Consider the following 13,404-nt stretch of genomic DNA (forward strand, 5'->3'; position numbering starts at 1 on the left):
GTTCGCCGATGCAGTGCGCGCCGGACGAGCCGAGTTCCGAGTCGGGCTAGTCGAGGACTTGCTCTTGCCAGATAGCACATTCGACAAGGCTCTCAGCGTCCACACAGTGTACTTCTGGCAAAGCCTTAGAGCTGGATCCGCAGAGCTCGCTCGCGTCCTCAAACCAGGCGGTCGCGTCGTGCTGGGCTTCCTCCCGAAGGCGCATATGGACCGGATGAACATGCCGGCCGATATTTTCACACCTCGCGGGCCGGATGAGGTGATTGCTGCCTTGCGAGACGCAGGGTTCAGCGACCCTGAAGTGCGGAGACCGAGCACGGAAACCGCTTGGCTCCTTGTGACAGGCAAACGAAGATAGTTTCGGCGCCAGATGCAAAAAACCCGCCGACCAGGGCCAGCGGGCTCGTATTGCCGGAGAGCGAGGATGTTCCTGGGCCGCACAAAAAAAGCCGCCGGCCGGGGAGCCAGCGGGCTCACGGGCCTATTTTCCCATCATCATCGCAGCTTTGCAGAAACTTTCATGGGCCTTCGCAATGTCTGCGTCAGCGCAGTCCTTCATCACCGCGTCCTTGTCCTCCTGAGACATAGCCGACCAGGCGGCTTTCGCTTCGGCCTCAGACTTCATGGTCTTCATGCCGGCGTCGGTGAAGAAAGGAGACATTTTCGCAGGATCGTCGAGGGCTGACGTGCCGGTGGAGCTACCGGCAAAGGCCGTTCCCGTCATAAGAGCAAATGTCGCGCCGAGAATGATCACTTTCGAATACATCGAAATTCCTCCTAGGACAAACTGCTTGAATGCAGCTGTGCTAATTCAACGCTTGCGGGTAGAAATGGTTTCCAGCCAGACCGAAAATTGGAGAAATTCATACCGATCGTCGTCGTCAACCAGGAGGCATTGGCCCGCGAGTCGGTCAAGGCGGCCCGCGCCCACCATCGACGCTGCAATTGCCTAGCCGGTTGCCATGGCCCGCTAACGAGCGCACACTGTTGCGGTCGCCTCGAAAAACCAAAAACAAACAGGCACGAGGCGCTTGGGAGCGATCATCAGGCTTTCGCCCGACCAGGGAGAAGGCCCATGCCGACACCGGCAGAGATCCGGCTCATTTATTTGATGGGCCAACTCGCTCACAACCAGAGCATCGTTTCCAAGCAAGATATACTCGTTGGTTTGCTGAATCACGAAGGCAGTCCAACGACCGACGCCATTAGCCTTTTGGCGAGCATGCACCACACCCTGCAATGGACCCGCCAAAGCTTACACGAGGCGGAAGCGGTATATCGAGCCAGATATGCGGAGTAGCGAAAAAGCAAAGCTCGCGTACACAGCCGCAGAGTTCGCCGAAAAACACGGTTGACAGTGAAGGCAGCCGAAATCATCTTGTCCGTGAACGGCTCCTCACGTGTCGCTTGCGATGCAGCAGCACGCGCATTCAAAGAAGCGGTAGCGCACCGACAACACAGCAATGACAGAGAACGATGAAAAGCCCGCTGACATCTGGGGACGCCGGGCTTGTGCAGGGATGGCCCGCGCTCCGAGCGCGGGCCGACCATGATGAGTGAGGGGCCATCTTGGTCACCGGCAGAGACCGCTGCAGAACGAGCCGGGTCTGACCGAACAGCCTCAGAGTGAGGATGTTCCCCGACTGACGCAAAAAAGCCCGCCAGCGTGAGCCGGCGGGCAATCGGTCTGGAGTAGCTGGAGCCAGCATAGGTCAACGAGCGGCGAAGGGTGGTGGCGCTGAGCACCGCTCTAGGCGCTGGGTTGCCCGGCTCCGTATCTATTTCGCCGCCCGGCAGCGAAAAGGTTGTGAACCCATCGCGGCGCGCACGCTCGCAAACGGTTTGCGGCCCCATTGGCACAAGCCTCATCGATCCTTATAACAGCCTAGAGCAATAGCTCAGGGGCGTCAGAACCCTTCACGCAGCGGCGCAAGAGCAGCCGTCACCCGCTCTCTCCGACCTGGTCGGGGAGGCCGCGGCGCATGTCCAGGGCGAAAGCCTAAAGGCTGCGGCGCATCTCCTGCGTGAGATGTTCTGAACTCCCCGATCAAGGTCAGGGGAGTGGTATGAAAAATCTCGTTTTCGCGTTCGTTGGCCTCGCGGCCGCAATTTTCGTCGGCGAATTCATCTGGACATCGGCCACAAGCGTCTACCAACGGTCGGTATCGGAAAAGCAGGCTAAGAGGGATGAGTTTGATCACATCGTCCTGGAACGGACGATCCTGCTCTGCAAACAGGCGGGGTACGATCCGGCGGCGTCTTACTGCCAATCTGCGAGGGCTACATGCCTCAAAGACGCGGCGCGGTTTTCCGATCTGTGCTAACCGTCACCTTAGACTGAAATTTCGGCTTCGATAAAGGTTGCGCCCCAGGTAGAGGCTAATCCATTCTCTCGTCGGGGTGAGGGGACGCGGATGAGGTGGTGGCATTTCGGGGCAATGGCGATAGGTGCGCTCACGCTTGGAGTTGGCGCAGCCGAAATGCAAACACGCATGAGTTCCGGCGTCGCTGATATGCCAGCCCGAACTGACCAAATATACGCTGCCTATTTCAAGGCTCTATTTGCTGAACCCGGAAAAGCACAAAGCGAGTTTCAAATACTTGCTACAGAAAGCCCGCTTTTAACTTCTTATGGGATGGCGCTATTTGCTGGTGAAAGATGCGACATTCCAAAGCCTTCAGCCAATTTGATACGGGCGGCAGGCGGCGATGCCGCCTTCAAGACAGAAGCGGGCAAGAAGGTATTTGCGGTAGCCGGCGTGGTTGCGACTATGGAATTTCCAACGGAAGAGAATGAGGGCGTTTTCTGCGACGCTGCCCGAAAGCTAATTGAAGCGAGCGAGAAGGTTGCAGCGGCGCAGAAATGATTGCTGCCTGGTCGCGCTCGCCGAAATTATCTACTCCCTAGGAATCGGTCTTTGGCATCTGTGCGGAGCCGCCATCTTGCGGCCAACCATAATCAGGATACGCTACAGGCATGAACGTGAGGCAAGCGGGCGTTGAGGGAACGATTCTTTTTGGTGTGGGGTCTTACTCCGCCCAGGAAGCGGCCTTGCTCATCAAGACCTCAGCCCGGAATGTAAATCGCTGGCTTAAGGGGTACACTTATCGGCGGAATGATGTTGTCCACGATATCGAACCCCTGTGGCAATCTCAGGTTCCGAACGGTGACGACGAACATCTCGAAATCGGATTCCGGGATCTGATTGAACTTCGATTTGTAAAGGCCTTTACCCAGGCCGGCGTCGGTCTTCTCGCAATTCGCAATTGCATTGAATACGCCAGAGAATGCGTAGGCGATGACCGGCCTTTCTCCACCCGGCGCTTCCAGACCGATGGCCGAACCATTTTCCTGGAAAGCATCGAACGGACCGGCAAGTCTGAAGTTCTTGATCTACGGAAAAAACAATACGTGTTCCGGCAGGTGATCGACCAGACGTTCAAGGATCTCGATATCGAGAATGATGCTGTTGCGCGATGGCGGCCCTATCGCGGCCGGCCATCAATTGTCATTGACCCGGAACGATCTTTCGGCCAGCCGATCGCAGCGAAATCGGGAGTGCCCACCGTGGCGCTGGCCGATGCGGCAGAGGCCGAAGGTTCGGTTGAACGCGTTGCTCGGCTTTACGAGGTTTCGGCTGCGGTCGTCCGCGACGCGGTGAACTTCCAACATGACCTGAAAGCGGCGTGAAAGTTCTCATTGATGAGAACCTTTCACCGGCGCTGGCCAAATCCCTGAATGCATTGTTCGTAGGCCTGCATGACGTAATTCATGTGAGGGAAAAGTACGGCCCCGGCGTAAAGGACATCGACTGGATCCAGTCAAGCAGTACTGAGGGCCGCTGGATAGTGATCTCGGGTGACCGGCGCATCACCAGAAACGCTCTCGAATACCATGCCTTCCGAAATTCCCGGCTTGTGGGATTCTTCCTCTCGAAGGGCCTCTACAAGGCCCCGGTGACGAAGCAGATGGAGCGGCTTCTGGCCCTCTGGACGACCATCGAAAAGCAGGCGGAAATCGTAAAAGGCGGCGCTATGTTCGAACTCCAGATGAAGAGCAATCGGATTGCGCAGCTGAAATAGGTCGCCGTTGAGAACCGGCACCTTGCTGACCGCCACTGTTGCTTCCCATTGTGGGGCGCCGACCATCTTGACCATGTTTATTTGCAAGCTGACAGTTGGATGGATCCTGTGATAGTGCTTCGCCGTTAAAATTACTTTTGGAGGGGGATTATGAAATCAACAATTATTGCCGCCATGGCGGCTTTGACTATGTTGGCTCTTGCGATGGGTGCTTATGCACACGGCGGCGGCACGGATGCCAACGGGTGCCATACAAACCACAAAACTGGCGAGTATCACTGCCACTAGGCCGGGCTGGTGTGTTTTCAGACGGGCGGCGCGGGCTCGCGCCGCCCGCCGTTAGGTCCACATGATCTGCCAACCGGCGACAGCCGCCAGAGCAAATCCGGCGGCGCCCTCGATTAAGCGAGAAATGATTTCAAACATACGTGGCCGCCCTTCGAAAAAACTCATAAGGCGCTCCCGAAACACTATCGAGAGTACCGCAACAGACGACAGGGTCAAAGCGATGCCTATCATCATGGTGGCCGCGAAAAGGATTCCGGCGCCTGGTACTCCCTTGGAAATCGCGAAGGTCATCACAAACAGTGTCAGGGGGCATGGGATCAAGCCAGCCATCACGCCAACGGCCTCACCCTCATGGCTATGGTGATGCCCTTGCCTCAACGCCCGCCAGACCATCCAGACGCCAATCAGTCCAAGCAGCCCGCGACTGACATCCTCCAAAAGCGGAGCGCGGCCAACGCTTCCCAAAGCTATTGAAACAAGGGGGAGCGAGAGGACCGCAATGAGGACCGCAATCGTCACATGGGTGAAGGCTAGTGTGAGCGAGACAAGAAGCCCCCGCGAGACCTTCGCATCGGACCCCGCGAGATAGGTCGCCAGGACGGCCTTGCTGTGCCCCGGTGTCAGGGCATGAGCGGCACCGAAGAGTACGCCCATCGGGACGAATGCGAGGAACGCCAGCCAATCACCTCCTGCCGATAGCATTTTAATTTGGTCGGCAAGCGCGAGGTAGATTGTGCGTTGGAACTCTACGAGCGCCTGGAACATGGGGAGACTGGCTGCCGGCCTTTAGTGGCTGTGGCCATCGTGCTCGCCATGAGAATGCTCGTGGGGGTGAGGATGATCATGATCGTCATGCTGGGATGATAGCCGGATTTTGGCCCCTGCCAGGGCAGGCAAATGCTGGAACAATTCATCCTCTAGCGCTGCCGAGATTTTGTTGGCCTCGGAAACCGACAGGCCGTCGTCCACCGCAATGGCAATGTCCGCATGGAGCTTGTGGCCGATCCACCGTGCTTGCGCATCGACTATACGCGCACCGGGCACATGGGCTGCGGAGTGGTGAATTTCGTCCATCACACTGGGCTCCACCCCATCCAGCATCCGAGTCAGCACCGACCGCGCTGACTGCCAGACGATCCCGAAAATGGCAATCGTGATGAGCAGCCCAATGATCGGATCAGCCAGGGGAAAGCCTAGCCAAACGCCAAGAGCCCCCGCGACCACGGCCAAGCTGGTGAGCCCGTCAGTCCGCGCATGGTAGCCGTCTGCTATCAATGCCGCGCTGCTGATCTCTCGGCCCACACGGATGCGGAATACCGCCACCGCCTCGTTGCCAAGGAACCCTACAATGCCGGCTATCGCCAGCCATCCGAGATGCGTCACGGCCTGCGGATTAATCAACCGGTCAATGGCCTGATAGCCGGCCACTAGGGCGCTGAAGAGGATGATGAGGACGATGATGATACCGGCCAAATCCTCCACCCTGCCGAGACCATAAGTGAACGTGCGCGAGGGCTTGCGGCGGGCCAGCATGAAGGCAATCCAAAGGGGAATAGCCGTGGTGGCGTCCCCGATGTTGTGGATGGTGTCGGCCAATAACGCCACGCTGCCGGAGAGGACAAGGACGATCATCTGCAACGCTGCCGTTATCGCGAGAATGACGAACGACCACTTGATTGCCCAGATGCCCCGATCCGTGGTCGCGATGGTGGCGTCGATCACCCCATGGGTATGCCCGTGCGGACCGCTGCCATGATCGTGACCATGCGCGGTGTGATCGTGGGACCCAAAGCCAAACCAGTCGAGGATACGCGCGGACAGACTGCTCATAGGTATTTCGCCAGTTGCTTGAGTTCGGACAGGGAGCTGCCGCCCGCCTCGGCGGTGTCCGTGATGCAATGCTCGATGTGGTCGTGGATCAGCTCGCGTTTAGCACTACTGATGGCACTCTCGACAGCATGGAGCTGCTGCGCCAAGTCAACGCAAGGACGATGAGCGTCGAACATAGCGAGCACTGCTGCTAGGTGGCCCTGGGCTCGCCTCAAGCGTTTAACGATAACGGGATGGGAAAAATGAATTTCTTCGGACATTGCGGTGGGCTGTATCCCCCCCAGGGGGATAGCGTCAAGTCGTTAGAGTTCAACAATGCCCATCTTGGTCGGCGATGCCCGATGCGGCATCAGTGCATCGCTGTGCAATCGACTAGGGTACGAAGTCAGTTGCCTACGTTGAGTGCCGCTTGCTGGTCGATGGTGAAGCCGCCACGGCGCCGCCGGAAGCCGCTGTAGAGATCATCGACCATGGCCGCCTCCGCTGGGTACAAGATATGCCCGTAGGACAGTCCCTGCATCATCGCCTTAAGCTCGCGATCATGTTGCGGGTTGTCGGCAAGGCATTTCTCGACGGAGGCATCCAGGATCAGCTTCCAGTTCAAGAGATCGGCGGCGACGGCGTCGCTGGCCTCGCGACGAAGCCGGGCGAAGATGGTGCGGATATCGAGCTCGCGCGTTGCCTCGACATAGCCAAGGCCGCGCCGGCCGGCGTCCACCATGAAGCGCTCAAAATCGGCTTGGCCTGGCGTCCCCTGGATCACGTCTAGGAGATCGGGAAGCTTGGCCAGCGCCATGCCGCCAAGGCCAAGGATCACAGGGGAGAATAAAAGAAGGTCAGACCATGCCATGAGGATGCCCTTTCATGTCGCGTCCATGTCGCGTCGAGTAGCCGCGAACGGATGAGAACCGTTGAGAATCGAGGCGAACGTGTCGCAACATGTCGCGGCACGAGATTGCGAGAAACGGAAAGTGTGAGTGATCTAAGTTTCTGAATTCATTTGGAAAAATGTTGGCTGGGGAACCTGGATTCGAACCAGGACTAACGGAGTCAGAGTCCGTGGGTCTACCGTTAACCTATTCCCCAGCAGGCGCTGTCGCGCTGGTGGGCCGCCGAAGCAGCCGCGCGTGCCTTGTAGCCGGCGCCGGAAAATAGTCAAGCCTAAGCTGCGTTTCAATCACAGCGTTTCATAGGGGCAATTACGCCCGGGTGGCGCGCCGCACCCAATGATCCTCAGCTCTCCGTCCGGCTGTATTGCGAATGTTCGAAGAACAGCACCACGCCGAGCGCGATCAGCAACGGGATGATCAGGTAGAACAGCCGGAACACCAGAAGTGCCGCCAGCACGCCGACCGGGTCCATATCAGACAGGCCGGCGAGGAACACGACCTCGAACACGCCGAGCCCGCCCGGCGCGTGCGAGATCTGCGCTACCGAGAACGACACCAGGAACACGCCGAGGATAGCGAAATAGCCGGGATTGCCGGCAACGGGCAGGGCAAAGAAGATGATCGCCGCTGCTGCCAGAAGCTCGATCGGGCCGATCAGCAATTGCCGCGCCACGATCGGCAGCGCCGGATAGTGCAGCTGGAAGCCGGCGATTTTCAGCGGCTTCAGATGCAGCCAACTGCCGAAGATGTAGGCGCCGACCAGGATCAGCAAAGCGATGCCGGCGGCGATCGCCAGGCCGTGGTGCGGGGCGCCGGAAAAGCGGTCGATGATTGCAGGCTCGAAAACCAGCACCAGGCCGCCGACCAGAATGCTGGAGAGCACGAAGGTGATCCAGCAGATCGCCACCAGAATGCCGACATCCTGGCCGGTCAGCCCCCTGGTGCCGTAGGCGCGGTAGCGGATCACGGCGCCCGAAAACACCGAGCCGCCGATATTGTGCGACAGCGCGTAGGTGGTGAAGGAGCAGAAGGTGACGAACAGCCACGACACTCGTCTGCCGATATGCAAGAGCGCGATGTGGTCATAGCCGGCGAGCGAGGCATAGGCGACCACCGAGCTCAGTGCCGCAAGCATCCAGCCGCGCGTCGGGATGGCGGATATGCCGTCCCAGACATCGTCGATCGAGATGCCGCGCAGTTCATGCCACAGCAACAACAGCGACCCGATGACCGCCGCGACACCGATGACCGGCCACAGATAGCGCTTCCAATTCGTGGCCCCCCAATTCATGGAGTTGTCGTCATGTGTTGCTGCCCATCGCCCAGGCGGGCGTTAAAACGTCCGCGATTCACCAATTCCCCCTCATTTCAGAAATGCCTCATTGAAGCCGGCTATTCAACCGGCAAGGGTGAGCAGCCGGTTCGCCAACGGCGAATTCGTCGTGCCAGTGGCAAGATGAAAGGCTAGCGAACGCCGGGACGCTGCAAAGCAGCGGGGATCTGGCAGGACGCAGCCGGCAAAATTTGAGTCCTTGCTCTTGGTGATCCGGTCCGGCGCTGCTACTCTGGCGGCAACTTAAAAGATTGAAGCGCCTGCTGCGTCCGGTTTTCCGGTTCGCGCGGCGCCGGAAGGAACTGAAGTGGAAGACCACGACACCGGCGCTGGCGCGCCGGAAGTGGGTGTGTCCAGGGCTTCGCCGCCATCAGGCGGGCCAAGCCCATCCGCCGGGCGGCCCCGCCAGGCGGGGCCCCAGTCCGGCAACGGACAGGCCGGCGACGCCCAGCATCAGCGCGGCAAGGCGAGAAAGCGGCGCAAGCGCCGGCGTGGGCGCAAGGTTTTTGCGCGCGACGACAGCCCTCTCGCAACGGCCGCGGCGGTCGGTGCGCCGGCCTCCGTCGGCCCGGCCGCTCCAGCGCCCGTGCCTTTGCCCTCGGCCCCACAACCCCGACCGGAACAGCCCATGCATCGGCCGCCGATGCAGGAACTGCCGGTGTTTGCCGCGCTCGATCTCGGCACCAACAATTGCCGGCTGCTGGTCGCGGTGCCGCAACGCCATGGCCAGTTCCGCGTCATCGACGCCTTCTCGCGCATCGTCAGGCTGGGCGAGGGGCTGACCGCCAATGGGCACCTTAGCCAGGCGGCGATGGACCGCGCCGTCGAGGCGCTGAAAATCTGCGGCGACAAATTGCGCAACCGCAAGATCAGGAAAGCCCGGCTGATCGCCACCGAGGCTTGCCGCACCGCCGATAATGGCGTCGAATTCCTGCAGCGCGTCGAACGAGAGGCGGGGTTGAAGTTGGAAATCATCGATCGCCAGACCGAGGCGCGGCTTGCTGTATCCGGCTGCGGCTCGCTGGTCGAGCGCGACACGCAAGGCGTGGTGCTGTTCGACATTGGCGGTGGCTCGTCCGAAATCGCGCTGATCGACCTCACCGGCCAGCGCTCGCCGCGGCTGGCCAACCATATCGTGTCGTGGACGTCGCTGCCGGTCGGCGTTGTCTCGCTGGCCGAGCGCTTTGGCGGCCGCACGGTGACGCGCGAGATCTTTGCCGCCATGGTCGATGATGTCGCGGTGCGGCTAAAGTCCTTCGATGGCCGCGACCGGCTGAGCCATGTGCTGGCCAGTCCGAAATTCCATCTGCTGGGCACATCCGGCACGGTGACGACGCTGGCCGGCGTCCATCTCGATCTCGAACGCTACGACCGCCGCCGCGTCGATGGGCTGTGGATGGACCGCGACAGCGTCGACCGCATGGTCGAAAAACTGGTCGGCTGGGATTTCCAGCAGCGCTGCGCCAACCCGTGCATCGGCGCCGACCGTGCCGACCTGGTGCTGGCCGGCTGTGCTATCCTGGAAGCCATCCGTGCGGTGTGGCCGTCGGAGCGGCTGCGCGTCGCCGACCGGGGCTTACGCGAAGGCATTTTGAGCGAGCTGATGGCCGATGACGGCGTCTGGCGCAACAGTGGGCGAGGCCGACAGTGACCAAGAAGCCGGAAAAGCCGGGCTCCGCCAGCATTCGTGTCCTCAAGACGCGGATCAAGAAGAAGAGCGGCCTGAAGGAATCGTCGCGCCGCTGGCTGCAGCGCCACATCAATGATCCCTATGTCCAGCGCTCCAAGGCCGACGGCTATCGCTCGCGCGCGGCCTACAAGCTGATCGAGATCGATGACAAGCATCATCTGCTGAAACCCGGCATGAAGGTCATCGATCTCGGTGCGGCCCCCGGCGGCTGGTGCCAGGTGGCGGCCGCGAGGACGAAATCGACGGCTGATAATCCACATGTCATCGGCATCGACTATCTCGAAATGGATGCGGTGCCGGGTGCGCCGGTGCTGCTGATGGATTTCCTCGACCCGGAAGCGCCGCAAAAGCTCGCCGAGGCGCTGGGCGGCGACCCCGATGTCGTGTTGTCGGACATGGCCGCGCCGACGACGGGTCATAAGCGAACCGACCACATCCGCACCATGCATTTGTGCGAGGTGGCCGCCGATTTCGCGCTGTCGGTGCTGAAGCCGGGCGGGCATTTCCTCGCCAAGACCTTCCAGGGTGGCGCCGAAAACGAGCTGCTGTCGATGCTCAAGAAGAACTTCCGCTCGGTGCACCACGTCAAGCCGCCGGCGTCGCGCGATGAGTCGGTGGAACTGTATTTGCTGGCGAAGGATTTTAAGGGCAGAGAGCCACCAGTGGCATCGTCATCCTAGGGCGAAGCAAGGAGCGAAGCGACGCAGCGCAGACCCTAGGATCCATGCCGTGACGTTAACGCGTTGAAAACGCTGCAGAATTCTGTGCCGCTGCATCCTTCGATCATGGATCCCAGGGTCTGCGCGACGCTTTGAGTCGCTTCGCCCTAGGATGAACGAAGCGATGAGGGGCGCTCGCCCCTTACTTCCCAGCCATGCTCACCGGCTCCAGTGTCTTCGGCGTCGTCATCCGGCCATGACCCGACACGGCGTTGCCGGCATCCGGCGCCAGCCGCATGAACGATACCGACGCCGCTGCTGACACTGCCGCCACGATGAAGAAGGCGATGTGGAAATCGCCGAGCGCCAGCGGTCCGCCATGGATCGAGGTCGAGACTTCCAGGATGCCGCCGGCCAGCGCCACGCCGAGTGCGATCGACAGCTGCTGGAACACCGCCGTGATCGGCGTTGCCTTGCTGGTGTCCTCGGCCGACACCTCAGCATAGGAGAGCGCATTGACGCCGGTGAAGAACATCGAGCGGATAAACCCGCCGACCAGCAATATGGCCAGCATCAGCGCGTAAGGCGTCTCCGGCGTGAACAGGCCGTAGATGGCGATCGATGCGGCGGCGATCAGCGAGCCCCAGATCAGCACCCGGCGGAAGCCGGCGAGCCGGAAGATCAGCGCGGTGACGAACTTCATGCCAATGGCGCCGATGGCCGAGACGAAGGTGATCATGCCCGACTGGAACGGCGTCAGCCCGAAGCCGATCTGGAACATCAGGGGCAACAGGAACGGCACCGCGCCGATGCCGATGCGAAACAGCGAGCCGCCGAGCACCGAGGAGCGGAACACCTGGTTGCGGAACAGTTCCAGCGCCAGCAGGGGATTCTTGGCGCGCCGCGCATGCAGCAGATAGAGCACGCCGGAAATCAGCCCGACCGCCACGGTGATGAGGCCGGTCGCCGGCGGCAGATAGGGCAGGCTGACCACCGACAGGCCGAAGACGACGCCGGAGGCCGCCAGCCCGCTCAGCACGAAACCGACGAAATCGAGCGGCGGCGTCTCCATCGAGTCGGTTTGCGGCAGGAAGCGCGTCGCCAGCCAGATGCCGATCAGGCCGATCGGCACGTTGATCAGAAAAATCCAGTGCCAGGTGAAATAGGTGGTGATGAAGCCGCCGATCGGTGGTCCCACAAGCGGGCCGACCAGCGCCGGCACCGTCAGCCATGACATGGCGGCAACCAGCTCGCTCTTCGGCGTCGCGCGCACCAGCACCAGGCGGCCGACCGGCGTCATCATGGCGCCGCCTATGCCTTGCAGGAAGCGCGAGACGACGAAGGCCGGCAGCGAGTTGGAGACGGCGCAGCAGACCGAGCCGACGATGAACACGCCGATCGCGGCGCGAAAAATGGTCTTGGCGCCGAACCGGTCGGCCATCCAGCCGCTGATCGGAATGAAGATCGCCAACGCCACCAGATAGGCGGTCAGCGCCAGCTTGAGCGCGATCGGGCTGGTGTGGATGTCGACGGCAATCGCCGGCAGCGATGTCGCGATGACGGTCGAATCCATGTTTTCCATGAACAAGGCGACCGCCAGAATGAGCGGAATGATGCGGTTCAACGAACGCGTCCGAACTGGTCTAAATGTGCCTGCCGGCCAATCCAAACAATGAAAAGGCGGGCAAGCCGATACAAACGGGCGGTTATCACGCCTCAGGCGCGATGTCGCATTAATTTGCTGTCACTTTTGTGCGACCGTGGGCGGACAAGAGGCGTCGCTGCGTTTCGCCACATTGAATGAACTTGCGAAAATTGACCGGGTTCACTATGCTGTAGTGAATATAACTACTATATGGACAATGCCATGGAAGAAGCCGTTTCCGCAGCCGACGCCAACCGCAAATTCTCGCTCCTCCTGCGCGGTGTCCGCGAAGGACAGAGCTATGTCGTGACCAGCCATGGGCGTCCCGTGGCGCGGATCGTGCCTGCAGGGCAGCCCGACCCTGCGGCGTCTCGTTCGCGCACAGCGCTGCTGTCGCGCCTCGAACGCCAGCCTGTTGTAGAAGCCGGGCGCTGGAGCCGCGACGAGCTTTACGAGGACGAGCGGTGAAGGTCGCGCTCGATACCAACATCCTTGTTTATGCCGAGGGGATCAACGGAGCCGAGAAGCGCGACATCGTTTTCGGCCTGCTGCACGACATTGCGCAAGAGGCAGCCGTCATTCCAGTCCAAGTGCTCGGCGAATTGTTCACCGTTCTCACACGCAAGGCCGGACGATCACGTGCACAAGCGCGCGACGCCCTGTTGAGCTGGCGCGACGCGTTTCCGGTTGTCGGCACGACACCGGAGGTGATGACGGTCGCGGCTGATCTTGCGACCGATCACCATTTCGGCATCTGGGATGCGACCATCCTGTCTGTTGCCTCGCAAACCGGTTGCCGGCTGCTGCTGTCGGAAGATCTGCAGGACGGCTTCACCTGGGGCGGCGTAACGGTCGTCAATCCTTTCGCGTCACCGCGCCATGTCTTGCTCGATGCCCTGTTGGGCAAGTCCGCCGAATAGGCCACGACCGGCTTTTCAACCACGCCGCGACGTGTTACCAGCCAGCGCCAATCCTGAAAGGGAAGA

The 13,404-nt window shown here is 60.7% G+C and carries 16 protein-coding genes, 1 tRNA gene and 1 pseudogene; 10 read left to right on the forward strand and 8 right to left on the reverse strand.

Annotation, left to right across the window (positions count from 1 at the left end; genetic code table 11):
• Positions 1-481: 481 nt before the first annotated feature.
• On the reverse strand, positions 482-766 hold the full coding sequence (locus X733_RS142750) for a hypothetical protein (protein WP_023682357.1): 285 nt from the start codon (positions 764-766) through the stop codon (positions 482-484).
• Positions 767-1,075: 309 nt separating this feature from the next.
• Between X733_RS142750 and X733_RS142745 the strand changes: the two genes are divergently transcribed.
• The 6 genes from X733_RS142745 to X733_RS1000000169760 all read left to right on the forward strand — a co-directional run bounded on the left by X733_RS142745 (position 1,076) and on the right by X733_RS1000000169760 (position 4,371).
• Positions 1,076-1,300: a hypothetical protein gene (locus X733_RS142745; RefSeq protein WP_023682359.1), complete on the forward strand. Its 225-nt coding sequence runs from the start codon at positions 1,076-1,078 to the stop codon at positions 1,298-1,300.
• A 766-nt stretch (positions 1,301-2,066) separates the two neighbouring features.
• The gene (locus tag X733_RS142740; RefSeq protein WP_023819594.1) at positions 2,067-2,324 is read left to right on the forward strand and encodes a hypothetical protein; all 258 of its coding nucleotides are present in this window, start codon (positions 2,067-2,069) and stop codon (positions 2,322-2,324) included.
• Between the two features lie 168 nt (positions 2,325-2,492).
• On the forward strand, positions 2,493-2,867 hold the full coding sequence (locus tag X733_RS142735; protein ID WP_155924261.1) for a hypothetical protein: 375 nt from the start codon (positions 2,493-2,495) through the stop codon (positions 2,865-2,867).
• A 110-nt stretch (positions 2,868-2,977) separates the two neighbouring features.
• Entirely contained in the window at positions 2,978-3,691 is a 714-nt protein-coding gene (locus X733_RS142730; RefSeq protein ID WP_023819596.1) for a hypothetical protein, read from the forward strand.
• Positions 3,688-4,083: a DUF5615 family PIN-like protein gene (locus X733_RS142725; RefSeq protein ID WP_023819597.1), complete on the forward strand. Its 396-nt coding sequence runs from the start codon at positions 3,688-3,690 to the stop codon at positions 4,081-4,083. Before X733_RS142730 ends, X733_RS142725 begins: the two co-directional genes overlap by 4 nt.
• 150 nt (positions 4,084-4,233) lie before the next feature.
• The gene (locus X733_RS1000000169760; RefSeq protein ID WP_155924262.1) at positions 4,234-4,371 is read left to right on the forward strand and encodes a YHYH domain-containing protein; all 138 of its coding nucleotides are present in this window, start codon (positions 4,234-4,236) and stop codon (positions 4,369-4,371) included.
• 51 nt (positions 4,372-4,422) lie between these two features.
• Here X733_RS1000000169760 and X733_RS142720 read toward each other — a convergent pair whose 3' ends face one another.
• The 6 genes and pseudogenes from X733_RS142720 to X733_RS142695 all read right to left on the reverse strand — a co-directional run bounded on the left by X733_RS142720 (position 4,423) and on the right by X733_RS142695 (position 8,382).
• On the reverse strand, positions 4,423-5,136 hold the full coding sequence (locus X733_RS142720; protein ID WP_023819598.1) for an ABC transporter permease: 714 nt from the start codon (positions 5,134-5,136) through the stop codon (positions 4,423-4,425).
• Between the two features lie 102 nt (positions 5,137-5,238).
• A pseudogene (locus tag X733_RS142715) lies at positions 5,239-6,192 on the reverse strand (cation diffusion facilitator family transporter); the annotation flags it as partial.
• A 5-nt stretch (positions 6,193-6,197) separates the two neighbouring features.
• Entirely contained in the window at positions 6,198-6,461 is a 264-nt protein-coding gene (locus X733_RS142710; protein WP_023819600.1) for a metal-sensing transcriptional repressor, read from the reverse strand.
• Positions 6,462-6,586: 125 nt separating this feature from the next.
• A complete protein-coding gene (locus X733_RS142705; protein ID WP_155924263.1) occupies positions 6,587-7,051 on the reverse strand; it encodes a hypothetical protein in 465 nt (154 codons plus the stop codon).
• A 162-nt stretch (positions 7,052-7,213) separates the two neighbouring features.
• Positions 7,214-7,287 (reverse strand) — tRNA-Gln (locus X733_RS142700).
• Between the two features lie 147 nt (positions 7,288-7,434).
• The gene (locus X733_RS142695; protein WP_023705805.1) at positions 7,435-8,382 is read right to left on the reverse strand and encodes a lysylphosphatidylglycerol synthase domain-containing protein; all 948 of its coding nucleotides are present in this window, start codon (positions 8,380-8,382) and stop codon (positions 7,435-7,437) included.
• Between the two features lie 349 nt (positions 8,383-8,731).
• On the opposite strand from X733_RS142695, the gene X733_RS142690 reads away from it, so the two are divergent.
• On the forward strand, positions 8,732-10,075 hold the full coding sequence (locus X733_RS142690) for a Ppx/GppA phosphatase family protein (RefSeq protein ID WP_023819602.1): 1,344 nt from the start codon (positions 8,732-8,734) through the stop codon (positions 10,073-10,075).
• Entirely contained in the window at positions 10,072-10,794 is a 723-nt protein-coding gene (locus tag X733_RS142685) for an RlmE family RNA methyltransferase (RefSeq protein ID WP_023711559.1), read from the forward strand. The genes X733_RS142690 and X733_RS142685 overlap by 4 nt, the downstream gene beginning before the upstream one ends.
• Positions 10,795-10,975: 181 nt before the next feature.
• Here X733_RS142685 and X733_RS142680 read toward each other — a convergent pair whose 3' ends face one another.
• A complete protein-coding gene (locus X733_RS142680; RefSeq protein WP_023819603.1) occupies positions 10,976-12,397 on the reverse strand; it encodes an MFS transporter in 1,422 nt (473 codons plus the stop codon).
• Between the two features lie 243 nt (positions 12,398-12,640).
• Between X733_RS142680 and X733_RS142675 the strand changes: the two genes are divergently transcribed.
• Both X733_RS142675 and X733_RS142670 read left to right on the forward strand, forming a co-directional pair.
• Positions 12,641-12,886 carry a type II toxin-antitoxin system prevent-host-death family antitoxin gene (locus X733_RS142675; RefSeq protein WP_023673036.1) on the forward strand — a complete coding sequence of 82 codons (246 nt, stop codon included), beginning with the start codon at positions 12,641-12,643 and terminating at the stop codon, positions 12,884-12,886.
• Positions 12,883-13,338, forward strand: a complete 456-nt coding sequence (locus tag X733_RS142670; protein ID WP_023673035.1) for a PIN domain-containing protein — start codon at positions 12,883-12,885, stop codon at positions 13,336-13,338. The genes X733_RS142675 and X733_RS142670 overlap by 4 nt, the downstream gene beginning before the upstream one ends.
• Positions 13,339-13,404: the final 66 nt, after the last annotated feature.

Source organism: Mesorhizobium sp. L2C066B000 (assembly GCF_000502335.1).
Classification (GTDB): domain Bacteria; phylum Pseudomonadota; class Alphaproteobacteria; order Rhizobiales; family Rhizobiaceae; genus Mesorhizobium.